The following is a 17,492-nucleotide window of genomic DNA, read 5'->3' as shown; positions in this document are numbered from 1 at the left end:
AACGGAGTTGGCCGCGTGACCACCCCCACGCCCGACAACACGCAGCCCGCAGCCGACGCCCCCGTCACCGACGACCGTCTGCAGGAGTCCCCGGAGACCCCGCACCTGATGACGGACTCGGTGGACGACACCGAGCGCCGGAACGGCGCCCCCGGAACCGACCGCTGGCACGCCGCCCTGCAGAGCATCCTGAACGGTTCCGTGCTCGTCACGGTGCTCGCCGTCGTGCTCGCGCTGGTGGCCTGCGGCATCCTCATCGCGCTGACCGACGAGAACGTCCGTGCCACGGCCGGGTACTTCTTCGCCCGCCCCGCCGACATGCTCCAGGCGGTCGGCGCCGCGGTCGGCGGCGCCTACGCCTCGCTGTTCCAGGGTTCGGTGGTCAACTTCGGCGCCGACAGCTTCCAGCAGGCGATCTCCCCGCTCACCCGCTCGATCGACTACGCGGTGCCGCTGGTCGTCGCCGGGCTCGGGATCGCTCTGTCGTTCCGCGCCGGGCTGTTCAACATCGGCGGTCAGGGCCAGATCCTGATGGGGGCCGCGGCCGCCGGGTGGGTCGGGTTCTCGTTCGACGGTCCCGCCGCGATCCACATCCCCCTCACGATCATCGCCGGCATCGTCGGCGGTGCGGTCTGGGGCGGGATCGTCGGCGTGCTCAAGGCCCGCACCGGTGCGAACGAGGTGGTCGTCACGATCATGCTCAACTACGTCGCGCTCTACCTGGTCAGCTACCTGCTCCGCACGCCGGGCCTGCTGCAGGCCCCGGGAAGCAGCAACCCGATCTCGCCCGCCACGAAGGACAGCGCGCTGCTGCCGCAGCTGTTCGGCGAGCGGTACGGCGTGGACCTCGGCTTCGTCGTCGCGATCATCGCGGTCGTCGTGGTCTGGTGGCTTGTCAACAAGTCATCGCTCGGCTTCCGGTTCCGCACCATCGGTGAGAACCCCCGTGCCGCCCGCGTGGCCGGCATGAGCGTCCCGTCGCTGACGATCTGGGTCATGGTCATCTCCGGAGCCCTGGTCGGGATCGCCGGCGCCTACCAGGTGCAGGGTGCTGTGACGACGGGCTTCACCTCGGGCATCGACGCCGGCATCGGCTTCGACGCGATCACCGTCGCGCTGCTCGGCCGCTCGAAGCCGTGGGGCGTCTTCTGGGCCGCGATCCTGTTCGGCGTGCTGAAGAACGGTGGCTACGCCATGCAGGCCGCCAACGGCATCCCGATCGACATCGTCGGTGTCATCCAGGCCCTCATCGTCCTGTTCATCGCGGCGCCGCCGCTCGTCCGCGCGATCTTCCGGATCCCGCAGCCGGGGGCTCGCCAGCGCGCGAAGACCAGCAAGACCAGCAAGAAGGCGGTCGCAGCATGAGCACCCTCAGCCCCACCGCGGCCGCGCCGCGCCTGCCTCTGAACGACCGCCCGGTCGAGACCACCCGCAGCTGGAAGCTCCCGATCGGGTACGGCGTGTTCACGCTGCTCGCGATCGTGTTCTTCGTCCTGCTCAGCCGTGCCGGCACCACGACGTTCCGGCTCGCGAACGCCGGCGACTTCATCGCCCTGCCGAACGTGCCGTTGTCCGCGGCACCGACCGGCTACGTCGTCGTCGTGCTGCTGGCGATCGCCACGGTCTACGCCGTCGTCGAGGTCCGCGCGTACCGGCACGTCCCGCTCTGGGTCACGTCGGTCTTCGCGATCGTCTTCGTCGTCGGCTTCCTGACCTGGGCAGCGGCCGGCGCAACGATCCCGCTGCCCGGCCTGCTCGTCGGTGCGCTCGGGCTGAGCGTCCCGCTCGTGTTCGGTGCCCTCGGCGGCGTCATCTCCGAGCGCGTCGGCGTCGTGAACATCGCGATCGAGGGCCAGTTCCTCGCCGGTGCGTTCACCTCGGCGCTCATCGCGTCGATCACCGGCTCCGCCTGGGTCGGGCTCGTCGGAGCGCTCATCGCGGGTGTGCTGGTGTCGTTCATCCTCGCGGCGTTCAGCATCAAGTACCTGGTCGACCAGGTGATCGTCGGCGTCGTCATCAACGCCCTCATCTCCGGTCTCACCGGCTTCCTGTACTCGCAGGTGCTCTCGCCGAACGAGACCACGCTGAACGTCGGGGTCCGGTTCCCGAAGTTCGAGATCCCGCTGCTCCACCAGATCCCGGTCATCGGCCCGGTCTTCTTCGAGCAGAGCGTCATCGTCTACCTGGCCTACGTGGCCGTCGCGGTCGTCACCTTCGGGCTGTTCAAGACGCGCTGGGGCCTGCGGCTCCGTGCCGTCGGCGAGCACCCGCAGGCCGCCGACACCGTGGGCATCAACGTCACGAGCACCCGGTTCTGGAACGTCTCCCTCGCCGGTGCGATCGCGGGCCTCGGCGGCGCGTACTTCACGCTCGACGCGGTCGGACCGTTCACCAAGGACATGACCGCCGGCGCGGGCTACATCGCCCTCGCCGCGGTCATCTTCGGACGCTGGGACCCCATCAAGGCCACGCTCGCGGCGCTCCTGTTCGGCTTCGCGTCGAACCTGCAGAACACGCTCGGGGCGATCGACTCGCCCGTGCCGAGCGAGTTCCTGCTGATGCTGCCGTACGTGGTCACGATCTTCGCCGTGGCCGGCCTGGTCGGGCAGTCGCGCGGCCCCGCCGCGTCCGGCAAGCCGTACATCAAGAGCTGACGGCCTGGAGGCACAGCACATGACCGACACGCACGCTGCGGACGACGGCACGGCCGCGTCCACCGACGCGATCGCCTGGACGGACCCGGCCACGGCCCTGCGCGCAGACGGCGGCGACACCGCCGCCGACGGGGCGGACGGGGCCACGGGCCTCCCGGTCGACGACGTGGACTGGGGCGCCCTGCGGGACGCCGCCACCGCCGCGATGCGCCGCGCCTACGCGCCGTACTCGTCGTTCCCGGTGGGCGCCGCGGCGCTCACCGACGACGGCCGGATCGTCTCCGGCTGCAACGTCGAGAACGCGAGCTACGGCGTGACGCTCTGCGCGGAGTGCTCGCTCGTGTCGCAATTGCACATGACGGGCGGCGGCAAGCTCGTCGCCTTCACCTGTGTCGACGGCGACGGCGCGACCCTCATGCCGTGCGGCCGCTGCCGCCAGCTGCTGTTCGAGCACTCGACCGAGGGCATGCTCCTCGAGACGGTGTCCGGCATCCGCACCATCGACGAGGTGCTGCCCGACGCGTTCGGACCGCGCACCCTCGCCACCTACCAGCAGGAGCACTGACATGGCCGTCGAGCCGTTCGACACCGTCGACCTCATCCGCACGAAGCGCTCCGGTGGAGCCCTGAGCACCGCCGAGGTGGACTGGCTCGTCGATGCGTACACCCGCGGCTACGTCGAGGATCCGCAGATGGCCGCGATGGCGATGGCGATCTTCCTGAACGGGATGGAGCGGCGCGAGATCAAGGACCTCACGCTCGCGATGATCGCGTCCGGGGAGCGGATGTCGTTCGGATCGCTCGGCAAGACGACCGTCGACAAGCACTCCACCGGCGGGGTCGGCGACAAGATCACCCTGCCGCTCGCGCCCCTGGTGGCGTCGTTCGGCGTCGCGGTGCCACAGCTGTCGGGCCGTGGCCTCGGGCACACCGGCGGGACGCTCGACAAGCTCGAGTCGATCCCCGGGTGGCAGGCCGCGCTGTCGAACGACCGCATGATGGCTATCCTGTCCGACGTCGGAGCGGTCATCTGCGCCGCGGGATCCGGGCTCGCGCCGGCCGACAAGAAGCTCTACGCGCTGCGCGACATCACCGGCACCGTGGAGTGCATCCCGCTCATCGCGTCGAGCATCATGTCGAAGAAGATCGCCGAGGGCACCGGTGCGCTGGTGCTCGACGTGAAGTTCGGGTCGGGGGCGTTCATGCCGACCTACGAGGCGTCGCGGGAGCTCGCGCAGACGATGGTCGACCTCGGGAACGACGCGGGGGTGAAGACCTCGGCGCTGCTGACCGACATGGAGGTCCCGCTCGGGCTGACGATCGGTAACGCGCTCGAGGTGCGGGAGTCGGTCGAGGTGCTGGAGGGCGGCGGGCCCGCTGACGTCGTGGAACTGACGGTGGCGCTGGCTTCGGAGATGTTGACCCTGGCCGGGTTGCCGGACGCAGATCCAGCGGCCGCGCTGGCCGACGGCCGCGCGATGGACACCTGGCGCCGGATGATCGAGGCGCAGGGTGGAGACCCCTCCGCCGCGTTGCCGGTCGCCCGCGAGCGGCACGTCGTCACCGCGCCGTCGTCGGGTGTGCTCACGCAGCAGGACGCCCTGCCGTTCGGGGTCTCGGCCTGGCGCCTCGGTGCCGGTCGTGCCCGCGCGCAGGACCCGGTGCAGGCCGGCGCGGGCATCGAGCTGCACGTCAAGCCCGGCGACGCCGTGGCCGAGGGGCAGCCGCTCTGGACGCTGCACACCGACGACGCATCGCGGATCCCGCGGGCGCTGGAGTCGCTCGAGGGCGCGTGGGCGATCGGCTCGTCCGACGCCTCCGTCGCGGCCCGTGGGCCGATCGTGCGGGAGCGCATCGCGGGCTGAACGCGACCGTCCGACCGACTGGAGGCTCTCCGCACACGTGTGGAGAGCCTCCAGTCCGTTCGCCCGTCTGTTGTGCACAGGTGCCTGCGCGCGGTCGGTGACCACCGATAGCCTGGTCGCATGAGCGCCGACGCCACGACCTACCGCCTGCCCGACGCCGGAGCGGTCATCAACGACCTGCCGAAGGTCTCGCTGCACGACCACCTCGACGGCGGCCTGCGTCCCGCGACGATCGTCGAGCTCGCCGGTGCCGCGGGCGTCACGCTCCCGACCACCGACCCGTCCGAGCTCGGACAGTGGTTCGCCGACCAGTCGAACTCGGGCTCGCTCGTCGAGTACCTGAAGACGTTCGACGTCACCATCTCGGTCATGCAGACGGCTCCGCAGCTGCACCGCGTCGCGAAGGAGTTCGTCGAGGACCTGGTCGCCGACGGCGTCGTCTACGGCGAGGTCCGCTGGGCGCCGGAGCAGCACCTGCAGGGCGGGCTGACGCTCGACGAGACGGTCGAGGCCGTGCAGGCCGGCATCGAGGAAGCGGTCGACGCCGCGGGCGGGCGCATCCGCGTCGGTCAGCTCGTCACCGCGATGCGGCACGCCGACCGGTCGCTCGAGATCGCTGAGCTCGCCGTCCGGCACCGCGACGCCGGGGTCGTCGGTTTCGACATCGCCGGTGCCGAAGCCGGGTTCCCCGCGTCGAACCACCGCGCCGCATTCGACCACCTGGCGTCCGAGCTGTTCCCCGTCACCGTGCACGCGGGCGAGGCCGACGGGCTCGCCTCGATCCGGTCCGCGCTCGTCGACGGCCGCGCGCTGCGGCTCGGGCACGGCGTCCGGATCTTCGAGGACGTCACCCTCTCCGACGCCGGTGACGGGTCGACGCTGGCCTCGCTCGGCGAGGTCGCGTCGTGGGTGCGCGACCGTGAGATCCCGCTCGAGGTCTCGCCGTCGTCGAACCTGCAGACCGGTGCGATCGCGGCCTGGGGCGACGACCTGGCCGACCACCCGTTCGACGTGCTCTACCAGCTCGGGTTCCGAGTCACGGTGAACACCGACAACCGCCTGATGAGCGGGACGTCGCTGTCGAAGGAGCTCGCGCTGCTCGCCGGCACGTTCGGCTACGACCTCGACGACCTGGCGGCGTTCCAGATCAACGCGGCGCTCGGCTCCTTCCTGCCGCTCGAGGACCGCGAGGAGATCATCGCGACCATCACGTCCGGGTACTCGGAGGCCTGACGCATGGGACTGCCGCCGCTGCCGGACGCCGCCGTGCTCCTCGGGGCCGCCGCGCCCACGTGGCGTGACGCCATGCGCCTGGCCGGCGGCGCGCTCGTCGCGTCCGGAGCCACCACCGACGAGTACACCGACGCCATGATCGGCATGGTCGAGGAACACGGGCCGTACATCGTGATCTCGCCGGGCCTGGCGTTCGCCCACGCCCGACCGGGTGGCGCGGTCCTGCACGACGGGCTCGCCGTCGTGACCCTCGAGTCGCCGGTCGCGTTCGGCCACCCGCACAACGACCCCGTCCGGGTCGTGCTCGGGCTCGCCGTCGCCGGGGTCGGCACGCACCTCGAGTCCATCGGCGAGATCGCGAACCTGTTCAACGACCAGACCGTCACGGGGCGGATCGCCGACGCGACGACGGCGGACGAGGTCCGCACGATCATGGGGGTGTCCGCGTGAAGATCGTGACCATCTGCGGCGCCGGCATCGGGTCGAGCGGCATCCTCAAGGTGAACGCCGAGAAGGCACTGTCGGCGCTCGGACTGCAGGCGTCGGTCGTCGCCGCGGACGTCGCGTCGGTGCGGGACGTGTCCGACGACGCCAACGTGATCCTGACGAGCCAGGAGTTCGTCGAGGCGATCGGCGACACCTACGCCGAGGTCATCGTCATCCGGAACCACTTCGACCAGGGTGAGATCACCGCGGCGGTGGACCGGGCGCTCGGCGAGCACTGAGCGGGGTGGCCTGGCGCTGCGGGGTGCGGCGGGCGGCGGGGTTTCGCTGGCTCTAGCATTGGGGCATGAGCACCGAGAACCCGCTGAACGACCCCGCTGCCGACCCGTTCGAGGTCGCGCGGGACGCCGCCGCCGTCATCGCCGCGAAGTCCGGCATCGAGCGGCACGACATCGCCCTGACCCTCGGTTCGGGCTGGGGCAAGGCCGCCGACATCATCGGTGAGACCGTGTCCGAGATCCCGGCCGACCAGGTCCCCGGGTTCAGCGCATCCGCCGTCCCCGGGCACTCCGGCACCATCCGGTCGATCCGCCTCGCCGACGGCCGGCACGCGCTCGTCATCGGTGCGCGGACCCACTACTACGAGAACCACGGTGTCCGCCGGGTCGTGCACAGCGTGCGCACCGCCGCGGCCACGGGCGCCACGGTGATGGTGCTCACGAACGGCGCCGGTGGCATCAAGGAGCACTGGACGCCCGGCACCCCGGTGCTCATCAGCGACCACATCAACCTGACCGCCGACAGCCCGCTCGAGGGCGCGACGTTCATCGACCTCACCGACCTGTACTCGTCCCGTCTGCGTGACGTGGCGCGGTCGGTCGACCCGACCCTGGACGAGGGCGTCTACACGCAGTTCCGTGGCCCGCACTACGAGACCCCGGCCGAGGTCCAGATGGCCAAGGCCATCGGCGGGCACATCGTCGGCATGTCCACCGCGCTCGAGGCCATCGCCGCCCGTCAGGCCGGCATGGAGGTCCTCGGGTTCTCGCTCATCACGAACCTCGCCGCCGGCATCCAGAAGACGCCGCTGTCGCACACCGAGGTGCTCGAGGCGGGTCGGTCCGCCGAGCCCGTGATCGCCGACCTGCTCGCGCGTGTGGTGACGGCGCTCGGGCAGCCGACGTCGTGAAGATCGACCTCGACCACGTGCTCGGCACTGCCCGGGCCTGGCTCGCACAGGACCCGGACGAGCTGACCAGCAGCGAGCTCGCCGCCGCGATCGACGCCGCCTCCGACGGCTCCGGTCCGGCGGTGCAGGCGCTCGCCGCTCGGTTCGGCGGCCGACTGCAGTTCGGGACCGCCGGACTCCGCGCCGAGCTCGGGTACGGACCGCTCCGCATGAACCGGGTCGTCGTCACCCAGGCTGCTGCCGGACTGGCACGGTTCCTCGTCGACACCGGCCGGTCGCGCAGCGTCGTCATCGGCTACGACGGCCGCGTGAACTCCGACGTCTTCGCGCGTGACTCGGCCGAGGTCATGCGCGGCCTCGGACTCGAGGTCACCCTGCTGCCGAGTGCCCTGCCCACGCCGGTGGTGGCGTTCGCCGTCCGGCACCTCGACGTCGGTGCCGGGGTGATGGTCACCGCCAGCCACAACCCGCCGCGGGACAACGGCTACAAGGTGTACCTCGGCCAGGACGACGACGGTTCGCAGATCGTGCCGCCGGTCGACGGCCTCATCGCGGACGCCATCGACGCGGTCGCCGCCGGTTCGATCACGGATCTGCCCCGGGGCGCCGACTACACCGTCGCCTCGTCCGCGCTGGTGGACGCCTACGTGGCCGCGACCGCCGCGATCGTGCCGGCACCCGTCCTGGCGCCGCAGGAGCAGCCGAAGGTCGTCTACACGGCGATGCACGGTGTCGGGTGGGAGACCGCACGCGCGGTGTTCGCCGCGGCCGGGTTCGCGTCGCCCGCCGTGGTGCCGGAGCAGATCGAGCCGGACGGAGCGTTCCCGACCGTGTCGTTCCCGAACCCGGAGGAGCCCGGCGCGATGGACCTGGCGATCGCCCGCGGGCTCGCCGTCGGCGCAGACCTCGTCATCGCGAACGACCCCGACGCCGACCGGCTCGCGCTGGCGATCCCCGCGGTCTCCGACTCCGGGGCGCCGACGTACCGCCGCCTGTCCGGCAACGAGGTCGGCTGGCTGCTCGGGTGGCAGGCCGCCGTCCGCGCGTCGGCGACCGGCGCGACCGGCACCCTCGCGGCGTCGATCGTCTCGTCGCCGGCGCTGGCCCGCGTCGCCGCCCGCCACGGCTTGGAGTACCGCGTCACCCTCACCGGCTTCAAGTGGGTCTCGCGGGTCCCCGGGCTGCTGTTCGGGTACGAAGAAGCGCTCGGTTACCTCGTCGATCCCGAGGTCGTGCGCGACAAGGACGGCATCTCGGCGGCGCTCTCGCTGCTGTCGTTGGCGACGGAACTCGCCGCCGCCGGATCGTCGATCGCCGGGCAGCTCGAGGCCTTCGCCGCCGAGTTCGGAGCGTTCGCCTCGGGGCAGGTCGCTACGCGCGTGGACGACCTGTCCCGCATCGGGCAGATCATGGCCGCGCTCCGGTCCGCTCCGCCGTCGTCGCTCGGCGGGCTGGACGTCCTCACCGTGACCGACTACGTCGACGGCGCCGAGGGCTTCCCGCCGTCCGACATCCTGCGCTACGACCTGACCGGTGACGCGCGGGTGATCGTCCGACCGAGCGGCACCGAGCCGAAGGTCAAGGTCTACATCGACACCGTGGCGGAGACCCCCGCCGAGGCCCAGCGCCTCGTCGACGCCCTCGCCGACGCCGTCCGCCCCTTGGTCTCATAGCACGCCCGTCCGCCCGCGGAACCAGGTTCCGGACACAGCACCGCGCATCTTCGTGGTGCTGTGTCCGTACCGCGGTGTTGTCGGCGTTCGCTCCTGTTGCACAACCGCATCCGGCCGGTCGGTTCTCCACAGCGGCTGCACGCTCACGCCACGGGAGGTCACACAGGCGACACGATGTCCCGATGGAACGACTCCCGCTCACGACGACACCGGTGGACAGCGCAACGGCGCGGCGCGTGCGCCGAAGCGTCGAGCGGGGTGAGTTCCTCCGGATCGGTCACGGCGTGTCGACGCCCGCGCAGGCGTTCCGCGATGCGTCCGAAACGGTCCGTCATCGGGCCCGGATCGACGCCGTCCTCGCGGCCTCGCGACCGGGGCTCATCGTCTCGCACGCCTCCGCCGTGGTCCTGCACGGGTTGCCGTGGTTCGGGCCGCTGCCGGATCGTGTCCAGCTCACGGATCCCACACGCGACCGAGCGCAGCGGCTGCGGTTCAGCGACAAGGTGCCCGCCCGCGGTCGGGATGTGGCGACGACGACGATCGACGGGGTCGAGACGACGGACTTGGTGACGACAGCCATCGACGTCGCACTCCGCTCAGACCGTGGCCACGCCCTGGTCGTCCTCGACGCTGTGCTGCGGCGAGGAGTCCACCGCTGGGATCTGCTCCGCGAACTCGAGACGCGGACGACCCGTCGTGGTGTGCAGCGTGTCCGTGCGCTTCTCGAGCTCGCTGACGGGCGGATCGAGTCAGTCGGTGAGAGCCTCACGCAGTTGGTGATGCACGACCTCGGACTGCCGCGGCCAGAACTCCAACACGAGTTCGTCCTCGACGGCCGATGCATCGCGCGGGTCGACTTCTGGTTCCCCGAGCACGGGGTGGCCGTGGAGTTCGACGGACTCGTCAAGTACCGGGCCGGCGACGTCCGAGGGACGCGGAGCGCAGAAGACGTGGTCGTCGCGGAGAAGCTCCGAGAAGACGCGGTGCGCGCGGTCTCGGGGGTTCGGAGCGTTGCGCGGTTGATCTGGCGCGAGGTCCTTCCCGGCGGGGACGCTCCTTCCACGCTCCGGCGGTCCGGGCTACCCGTCTCGCCGGCGACCCAGAGGACGCCGGCGTGGTGAAGCACTGTGGAACGGACACAGCACCGCGCGAATGCACGGTGCTGTGTCCGGAACCTGGTTCCGCGGGAGGGAACCCGCGCGCTACGCCAGCTCGAGCAGCACGTGGCCGGACGAGACCGTCTGGCCGACCGGAGCGTTCAACCCGGTGACGACGCCGTCCTTGTGGGCCTGCACGGGCTGCTCCATCTTCATGGCCTCGAGCACGACGAGCAGGTCGCCCTTCACCACGGTGTCACCCTCGGCGACGGCGAGCTTCACGACGGTGGCCTGCATCGGCGACGCGACGGACCCGCCGGACTTCGCGATGCCGCCCTTGACCGCCGACGAACGGCGCTTCGGGGGAGCGGAGGGACCGGCCGGACGACGACCTGCGACACCGGCGCCCGAAGCTCCGCCACCGACGATCGACGGCATGGTGACCTCGATGCGCTTGCCCTGCACCTCGACGACGACGGAGTCGCGCGAAGCCGGCGCCGGCAGTTCCTCGGGGGAGCCGCTCCACGCCGGGATGTCGTTGTCGAAGTCGGTCTCGATCCACTGCGTGTAGATGCTGAACGGCTCGTCGTCCGGCGTGGCGAACGCCGGGTCCGACACGACCGCACGGTGGAAGGGGAGCACGGTCGGCAGGCCGGTGACCTCGAACTCGGCGAGCGCACGGCGTGAGCGTTCCAGTGCCTCGGCACGCGTGGCACCGGTGACGATGAGCTTGGCGAGCATCGAGTCGAACGAACCGGAGACGACGTCGCCGCTCACGACGCCGGAGTCGACCCGGACACCGGGGCCGGACGGCGCGTTGAAGGCGTGCACGGGGCCGGGCGCGGGGAAGAAGTTGCGACCAGGGTCCTCGCCGTTGATGCGGAACTCGAACGAGTGACCGCGCGCGACGGGGTCCGCGTAGTCGAGCACGCCGCCCTCGGCGATGCGGAACTGCTCGCGCACCAGGTCGATGCCGGTGACCTCTTCGGACACGCAGTGCTCGACCTGCAGGCGGGTGTTCACCTCGAGGAACGACACCGTCCCGTCGGCGCCGATGAGGAACTCGCACGTGCCGGCACCGACGTAGCCGACCTCGCGCAGGATCGCCTTCGACGACTCGTACAGGCGTTCTTCCTGCGACGCGGTCAGGTACGGCGCCGGGGCTTCCTCGACGAGCTTCTGGTGGCGACGCTGCAGCGAGCAGTCACGGGTGGAGACCACGACGACGTTGCCGTGCTCGTCCGCGAGGCACTGGGTCTCGACGTGGCGCGGCTTGTCGAGGTACTTCTCGACGAAGCACTCGCCGCGACCGAACGCCGCGATGGCCTCGCGCGTGGCCGATTCGAACAGCTCCTCGACCGAAGCGCGGTCGCGCACGACCTTCAGCCCACGACCGCCACCGCCGAACGCGGCCTTGATGGCGACGGGGAGCCCGACCTGGTCGACGAAGTCGAAGACCTCGGACACGTCCTGCACGGGCTCGATGGTGCCGGGGGCGAGCGGCGCGCCGACCTTCTCGGCGACGTGCCGCGCGGAGACCTTGTCGCCGAGACGCTCGATCGAGTCGGGCGACGGGCCGATCCAGGTGAGCCCGGCGTCGATGACGGCGCGGGCGAAGTCGGCGTTCTCGGCCAGGAACCCGTAGCCCGGGTGCACGGCGTCGGCGCCGGACCTGCGGGCGACCGAGATGATCTTGTCGATGACGAGGTAGGTGTCGGCGCTCGTGGTGCCGTTCAGCGCGTAGGCCTCGTCGGCGAGGCGTGCGTGCAGGGCGTCACGGTCCTGGTCGGCGTAGACGGCGACCGATGCCTTGCCCGCGTCGCGGGCCGCGCGGATGATGCGGACGGCGATCTCGCCGCGGTTCGCGATGAGGACCTTGCTGATACGGGGCATGAGACATCAGCGTATTCGTGCAACGGAAGCACGAATTGACTGGCACCCACAAAGAACCACCGCGAAGAGGTGCGGATGTCTACAGTGACCAGAACTCGTGCCAGGGGACGCCGAACCCTCGGAGCAGCATCGACCGCAGCACCGGCAGGGACAACCCGACCACGGCGGACGGGGCGCCGTCGATGCGCGTGATGTACGCCGCTGCACGCCCGTCGATGGTGAACGCACCGGCGACCTCGAGCGGCTCGCCCGTCGCTACGTACGCGTCGATCTCGTCGGTGGACAGGTCGTCGGCGAAGGTCAGCACCGCGCTGTCCACGGCGACCACGCGGTCGCCGTGGGCGGCCAGGGTCGACCCGCCGGGCGCGACCTCCCCCAGCTCCGGCACGCCGGCAGGGGACGTCACCAGGCTGCGGACGGGAGGCGCGGGGCGGGCCGTATCCGGGCCTCCCGTCCGTCTCGTGGCCGGGTCCACGTCGCGGCGCCGGTCGTCGCGTCGTCGATCGATCACGCAGTGCCCACTCCACAGCGTCCCGCCGCCGGCGGTGAGCATCTGCCGCCAGCGCTCCCGGGCCACCGCCGGGTCGTGGGGCTTGCCGTACAGGCGCCCGTCGACCTCGAAGGCGGAGTCGCCGCCGAACACGAACCCGTCGACCGGCGAGCCGGCGACGTCGGCGTCCGCGACGGCCGACGCCTTCGCGACGGCGAGCAGCGCCACGAGCTCCGGGCCGGTCAGGTCGCGGCCGAGCGATGCCGATGCTGCGGACGCGGCGGCGTCCTCGTCGACCCCGGGCGACACGAGCACGGGCTCGATCCCGGACTGGGCGAGGAGCGCTCGGCGGGCGGGGGATGTACTCGCGAGGTACAGACGCATGGGACCATCGAACCATGGGTGAATCCGTCGGCACGCTGCTCGAACTCGACGTCACCGGGATCGCCCACGGCGGCATCTCGGTGGCACGGCACGAAGGTCGGGTGGTCTTCGTCACCGACGCGATCCCCGGGGAGCGCGTCGTCGCCCGGGTGACCGAGGACCGGAAGAAGTCGTTCTGGCGCGCGGACACGGTCAGCGTCGTGACCCCGAGCGAGCACCGCGTCGACCACGTGTGGGCCGAGGCCGCCCTCGACCGTGACCCGGAGACGCGTCCGGGCGGCGCCGAGTTCGGGCACATCGCCCTCGCACACCAGCGCACGCTGAAGCACGACGTGCTCGTCGACTCGTTCTCGCGGTTCGCGCACCTCGACCTGTCCGCGGTGCTCGGCGGCGACGTCGTGGTCGAGGCCGCGCCCGGCGACGATGCCGCGAACGGCCTCGGGTGGCGGACCCGCGTCCGCCTGCACATCGACGAGCAGGGCACCGCCGGTCCGTTCGCGGCCCGCTCGCACTCCGTCATCCCCGTCACCAGCCTGCCGCTCGCCGTCGCCGCCGTGCAGCAGAGCGCGCCGCTCGGTCGCGGCGTGATGCCCGGCTCGTCGGTGGTCGACGTGCTCGCCCCGAGCGGGTCCGAGGGGGCGCGTCTCGTCATCGACGAGCAGAAGCCCACCGTCGTGACCGAGGTCGTGGGGCAGCGCACGTTCGAGGTCGACGACAACGGGTTCTGGCAGGTGCACCGGGCCGCGGCGTCGGTGCTGACCGAAGCCGTGCAGGACCTGGTCGACCGCGACCGACTCGACCCCGAGGGCACCCACCTGGACCTGTACGGCGGCGTCGGCCTGCTCGCCGCCGCGCTCGGCGACCTCGTCGGCCCGAAGGCGCGCATCACCAGCGTCGAGAGCGCCGCGCGCGCGACCGAGCACGCGCAGGAGAACCTCGCCGAGTGGCTCGGCGCCCGCGCCGAGACCGGGCGTGTCGACCGCTGGCTGGCGAACACGGTGGCGAACGCCTCCGCCGCCGAGAAGGACCGGTTCCGCGCCGGCACGATCGTGCTCGACCCGCCCCGCGCCGGGGCCGGACGACAGGTCGTCGAGCAGATCGCGGCACTCCAGCCGGCGCAGGTCGTCTACGTCGCGTGCGACCCGGTCGCCCTGGCCCGTGACGTCGCGACCTTCGCCGACCTGGGGTACAAGCTCGAGGCGGTGCGGGCGTTCGACCTGTTCCCGCACACGCACCACCTGGAGGCCGTGGCGCGCCTGACACCCGCGCGGTGACGGGGATCTCCACCGGTTCGTCCGCGTGGCGCGCTGGGTTTCCCCGGACCTGAGTCCAGCCTGGGTATCCTTGGGTGCTGATGACGACCCGGTTTCAGGGGCCGGGCACGTGCATCGGAACGAGAGGCAACAGTGGGAGCAGGAACGACAACCGCCGCCGAGACGACGAGCGCGGCCACCAGGCCCGTCCGCGTCGCGATCGTCGACGACCACGAGTCCGTGCGGCTCGGGATCCAGGCGGCGTGCCAGAACGAGGGCTTCGAGGTGGTGCTCACCGCCGCGAGCGTGCCCGAGTACGTCCAGAGCCTCGACGGGCGCGAGGTCGACGTCGTCGTCCTCGACCTGTCCCTCGGTGACGGCTCGACCGTCACCGAGAACGTCAAGGGTGTGCAGGGAACCGGTTCCGCAGTGCTCGTGCACTCGATCGCGGACCGGGTGGCCAACGTCCGAGAGGCACTCGCAGCAGGGGCTGCCGGTGTCATCCCGAAGTCGTCCGCCACGAAGACCGTGATGGCGGCGGTCGCCACCGTCGCACGCGGCGACGTGCTGAACAACCTCGAGTGGGCGAGCGCCATCGACGCCGACCGCGACTTCGCGAAGGCCCAGCTGGGTCGGCGCGAGCGCGAGATCCTGCACCTCTACGCCTCGGGCCTGCCGCTCAAGCTGGCGGCGCAGCAGCTCGGCATCGGGTACTCCACGGCTCGTGAGTACCTCGACCGCATCCGCGTGAAGTACGTCGAGGTCGGTCGCCCGGCCCCGACGAAGGTCGACCTGCTCCGTCGTGCGGTCGAGGACGGGATCCTCCCCGGGCTCGACTCGGGCATCGACCCCGACGGCGACGGCCGCTGAGCAGCATGGGGAGCGCGGCTGAGTCGGCGGCGCGCCGGGGGAGCGGCCGGGCACCGGTCGGTGCCGGTCGGGCCCCGGCCGTTGCCGGCCCCGCAGTGCCGGTGGCCGACCTCGCTGGTGGTCTCGGCGGGGCGCCCTTCGGGGCCGACCCGGCGCGCAGCGTCCGTGCGTCGATCACCCAGGCGTCGGTGGAGCGCGCCTTCTCGGTCCTCCTGGCGATGACCGCCGTCGGCCTGGGCATCGTCGACACCCCGGCGGTGCTCGCCCAGTTGCCGTACCTCGACCCGTTCTGGGGACCGGTCGTCGCGCTCGCGCTCGGTGCGTCGTTCGTCCTCGTGGGCGTCTCGGCCTTCGTGCAGCGGGTGGCGCAGCTCGCGCAGATCATCTGTGCGCTGCTGTTCCTCGTCGCGCTGGTGACCTGGCCGCTCACCGTGCAGGAGCCGATCCCGTCGACACAGCAGCCGTGGCCGTGGTGGTTCTGCACCGTCGGTTCCACCGCTGCTGCGATGGGCTTCGCCACCTGGCGGGCGACCATCTACACGGCCCTCGTCCCCGCGATCTACGTCGTGCTCCGGCTCACCCCGGTCGGTGGCGACGCCGGTCTCGTGCGGGCGCTGCTCGACGGTGTCTACACCGGCCTGCTCAGCGGCGCGGTGCTCGTGATCGCCGTCGTCCTGCGGCGGGCGGCCTCGTCGGTCGACTCCGCGCAGTCCACCGCGGTCCGCCGGTACTCGCTGGCCATCCGCGAGCACGCGGTCGAGGTCGAGCGGGTGCAGGTCGACGCGATCGTGCACGACAGCGTCCTGACCACGCTGCTCTCCGCTGCGAGGGCCGACACGCTCGAGGGCAAGACCCTCTCCGCGCGCATGGCCCGGAACGCCATCGACCACCTCGAGGCCGCGGCGACCGACGGGCCGAACGACGACACCCCGGTGTCGCTCGCCGAGCTCCGCACCCGCATCGGTGAGGCGGTCGGCGCCCTCGCGGTGCCCGTCCGCCTCGTGCCCACCTCGGCTGGCCAGGTCCGGCTGCCCGCAGCGGCCGGCCAGGTCCGACTGCCGGCGTCGGTGGCCGATGCCCTCGCCTCGGCGGCGATCCAAGCGGCGGTGAACAGCGTCCAGCACGCCGGTGGGCCCGAGGTCGCCCGGTGGGTGCGGGTCGAGCAGCTCGGTGACGGGGTGCACGTCGAGGTCGGCGACGAGGGTCGGGGGTTCGACCTCGCGACGATCCCACCCGAACGACTCGGGGTCCGACGCTCGATCAGGGAACGCGTCGCCGCCGTCGACGGTCACGCCGAGGTGCACAGCGCACCCGGCCAGGGCACCCGCATCGAGCTGTCGTGGTCGCCGAGCGGTGCGTCGCCGACCGACCCCGCGACGACCGGGGAGGCCGAATGAGGGTCTCGCTGCCCGCGAGCATCGCGATCGGTCTGGCGTCGCTGTTCTCCGTCTACCACCTGGTCCTCGCCGTCGCGACGTTGCAGCGCGTGCAGGACGTCGGGCCCGTCATCGCCTGCATGGTCCTCTACGCGGCGGCGACCGGTACGGCGTTGTTCGTGCCCGGCAAGGTCCTGCCCGTCTGGACGGCCTGCTTCTCCCTCGCGACGGCGATCGCGATGCCCATCGTCGCCGCGCCGGTCGTCGACCTGGCGAACGGCCCGGGGTACGCCACGTGGTGGATCGCCGCCGTGGGCACCCTGATGGTGGTCCTGGTCGTGCGGGGCCGAGGCCCCTTCGCCTGGGCCGGTGTGCTGTTCCTCGCCGTGTACACCGTCGCATGGGCGGGCCCCGATGCCCTCGGAGCACTCGGCGTGCTCGGCAGCGTCGCGTGGGTCGCGATCGCCACGGTGTTCGCCGTGGCCATGAACCGCGCCATCCGGAACACCCGCGAACTCGTCCGAGCCGAACAGGAGACCGCCGACTGGCAGGCCGCGCAGGACGCCCACGTCTTCGAGCGGCAGTTCCGCCTGAGCCAGACCACGCGGATGGCGTTGCCGATGCTGCAGCGGATCATCGACTCCTGCGGTGACCTGGACGACGCCGACCGCGCTGAGTGCCTGCACCTCGAGCAGGCCATCCGCGACGAGATCCGGGGCCGCTCCCTGCTGTCCGAGGACGTCCGCGACGAGGTCATGCGCCTGCGCCGCCGGGGTGCCACGGTGCAGTTGCACGACGACGGTGGTCTCGACGAACTCGAGGTCGACGACATCCGCCGCATCCACGCCCGCATCGCCGAGGCGCTGCGGCAGGCCCGTGAGGCCGACAGCGTCATCGTCCGCACGGTCAGCGAGGGGTCCGACGCCGCCGTGACCGTCGTCGGGCTCAAGCTCGACACGGCGGCGAGCGAGTCGGCCGCCCTCGGAGCGGGCATGGACGACGACGACGGCGACGAGGACGACTCCGTGGCCCTCTGGCTCGAGATCCCGCGGCACGAGCCCGCCTGAGCAG

Annotated in this window: 16 protein-coding genes; 14 read left to right on the top strand and 2 right to left on the bottom strand. The window is 71.6% G+C overall.

Features of this window, described 5'->3' with window-relative positions:
• The first annotated feature begins 15 nt into the window (after positions 1-15).
• From ITJ59_RS14215 to ITJ59_RS14170, 10 genes are all read left to right on the top strand, one after another.
• The gene (locus tag ITJ59_RS14215) at positions 16-1,365 is read left to right on the top strand and encodes an ABC transporter permease (RefSeq protein ID WP_194651966.1); all 1,350 of its coding nucleotides are present in this window, start codon (positions 16-18) and stop codon (positions 1,363-1,365) included.
• Positions 1,362-2,654: an ABC transporter permease gene (locus ITJ59_RS14210; protein WP_194651965.1), complete on the top strand. Its 1,293-nt coding sequence runs from the start codon at positions 1,362-1,364 to the stop codon at positions 2,652-2,654. Before ITJ59_RS14215 ends, ITJ59_RS14210 begins: the two co-directional genes overlap by 4 nt.
• A gap of 166 nt (positions 2,655-2,820) precedes the next feature.
• Positions 2,821-3,219 carry a cytidine deaminase gene (locus ITJ59_RS14205; RefSeq protein ID WP_123339066.1) on the top strand — a complete coding sequence of 133 codons (399 nt, stop codon included), beginning with the start codon at positions 2,821-2,823 and terminating at the stop codon, positions 3,217-3,219.
• A gap of 1 nt (position 3,220) precedes the next feature.
• The gene (locus tag ITJ59_RS14200) at positions 3,221-4,519 is read left to right on the top strand and encodes a thymidine phosphorylase (protein WP_194651964.1); all 1,299 of its coding nucleotides are present in this window, start codon (positions 3,221-3,223) and stop codon (positions 4,517-4,519) included.
• Between the two features lie 120 nt (positions 4,520-4,639).
• Entirely contained in the window at positions 4,640-5,752 is a 1,113-nt protein-coding gene (locus ITJ59_RS14195; protein WP_194651963.1) for an adenosine deaminase, read from the top strand.
• A 3-nt stretch (positions 5,753-5,755) separates the two neighbouring features.
• The gene (locus ITJ59_RS14190) at positions 5,756-6,202 is read left to right on the top strand and encodes a PTS sugar transporter subunit IIA (protein WP_194651962.1); all 447 of its coding nucleotides are present in this window, start codon (positions 5,756-5,758) and stop codon (positions 6,200-6,202) included.
• On the top strand, positions 6,199-6,477 hold the full coding sequence (locus ITJ59_RS14185) for a PTS sugar transporter subunit IIB (protein ID WP_123292189.1): 279 nt from the start codon (positions 6,199-6,201) through the stop codon (positions 6,475-6,477). The genes ITJ59_RS14190 and ITJ59_RS14185 overlap by 4 nt, the downstream gene beginning before the upstream one ends.
• 65 nt (positions 6,478-6,542) lie before the next feature.
• The gene (locus tag ITJ59_RS14180; protein WP_194651961.1) at positions 6,543-7,385 is read left to right on the top strand and encodes a purine-nucleoside phosphorylase; all 843 of its coding nucleotides are present in this window, start codon (positions 6,543-6,545) and stop codon (positions 7,383-7,385) included.
• Positions 7,382-9,058: a phospho-sugar mutase gene (locus ITJ59_RS14175; protein ID WP_194651960.1), complete on the top strand. Its 1,677-nt coding sequence runs from the start codon at positions 7,382-7,384 to the stop codon at positions 9,056-9,058. The genes ITJ59_RS14180 and ITJ59_RS14175 overlap by 4 nt, the downstream gene beginning before the upstream one ends.
• Positions 9,059-9,240: 182 nt before the next feature.
• Positions 9,241-10,179, top strand: a complete 939-nt coding sequence (locus ITJ59_RS14170; protein WP_194651959.1) for a hypothetical protein — start codon at positions 9,241-9,243, stop codon at positions 10,177-10,179.
• 81 nt (positions 10,180-10,260) lie between these two features.
• Here the strand turns inward: ITJ59_RS14170 and ITJ59_RS14165 are convergent, their stop codons facing one another.
• Positions 10,261-12,048 (bottom strand): acetyl/propionyl/methylcrotonyl-CoA carboxylase subunit alpha, encoded by a 1,788-nt coding sequence (locus ITJ59_RS14165; RefSeq protein ID WP_194651958.1) that lies wholly within the window; start codon positions 12,046-12,048, stop codon positions 10,261-10,263.
• Between the two features lie 79 nt (positions 12,049-12,127).
• Positions 12,128-12,922 (bottom strand): Maf family protein, encoded by a 795-nt coding sequence (locus ITJ59_RS14160; RefSeq protein WP_194651957.1) that lies wholly within the window; start codon positions 12,920-12,922, stop codon positions 12,128-12,130.
• Between the two features lie 14 nt (positions 12,923-12,936).
• On the opposite strand from ITJ59_RS14160, the gene ITJ59_RS14155 reads away from it, so the two are divergent.
• The 4 genes from ITJ59_RS14155 (at position 12,937) to ITJ59_RS14140 (ending at position 17,488) form a co-directional block, all read left to right on the top strand.
• Positions 12,937-14,196: a class I SAM-dependent RNA methyltransferase gene (locus ITJ59_RS14155; RefSeq protein WP_194651956.1), complete on the top strand. Its 1,260-nt coding sequence runs from the start codon at positions 12,937-12,939 to the stop codon at positions 14,194-14,196.
• A 132-nt stretch (positions 14,197-14,328) separates the two neighbouring features.
• A complete protein-coding gene (locus tag ITJ59_RS14150; protein WP_194651955.1) occupies positions 14,329-15,045 on the top strand; it encodes a response regulator in 717 nt (238 codons plus the stop codon).
• A gap of 101 nt (positions 15,046-15,146) precedes the next feature.
• Entirely contained in the window at positions 15,147-16,442 is a 1,296-nt protein-coding gene (locus tag ITJ59_RS14145; protein WP_194651954.1) for a sensor histidine kinase, read from the top strand.
• The gene (locus tag ITJ59_RS14140) at positions 16,439-17,488 is read left to right on the top strand and encodes a hypothetical protein (RefSeq protein WP_194651953.1); all 1,050 of its coding nucleotides are present in this window, start codon (positions 16,439-16,441) and stop codon (positions 17,486-17,488) included. Before ITJ59_RS14145 ends, ITJ59_RS14140 begins: the two co-directional genes overlap by 4 nt.
• The last annotated feature ends 4 nt before the right edge of the window (positions 17,489-17,492 follow it).

Source organism: Curtobacterium sp. VKM Ac-1393, from assembly GCF_015350995.1.
Lineage (GTDB): Bacteria > Actinomycetota > Actinomycetes > Actinomycetales > Microbacteriaceae > Curtobacterium.
Note: the sequence above shows the minus strand (reverse complement) of the source record. Positions and strands in the feature narration are given on the sequence as shown.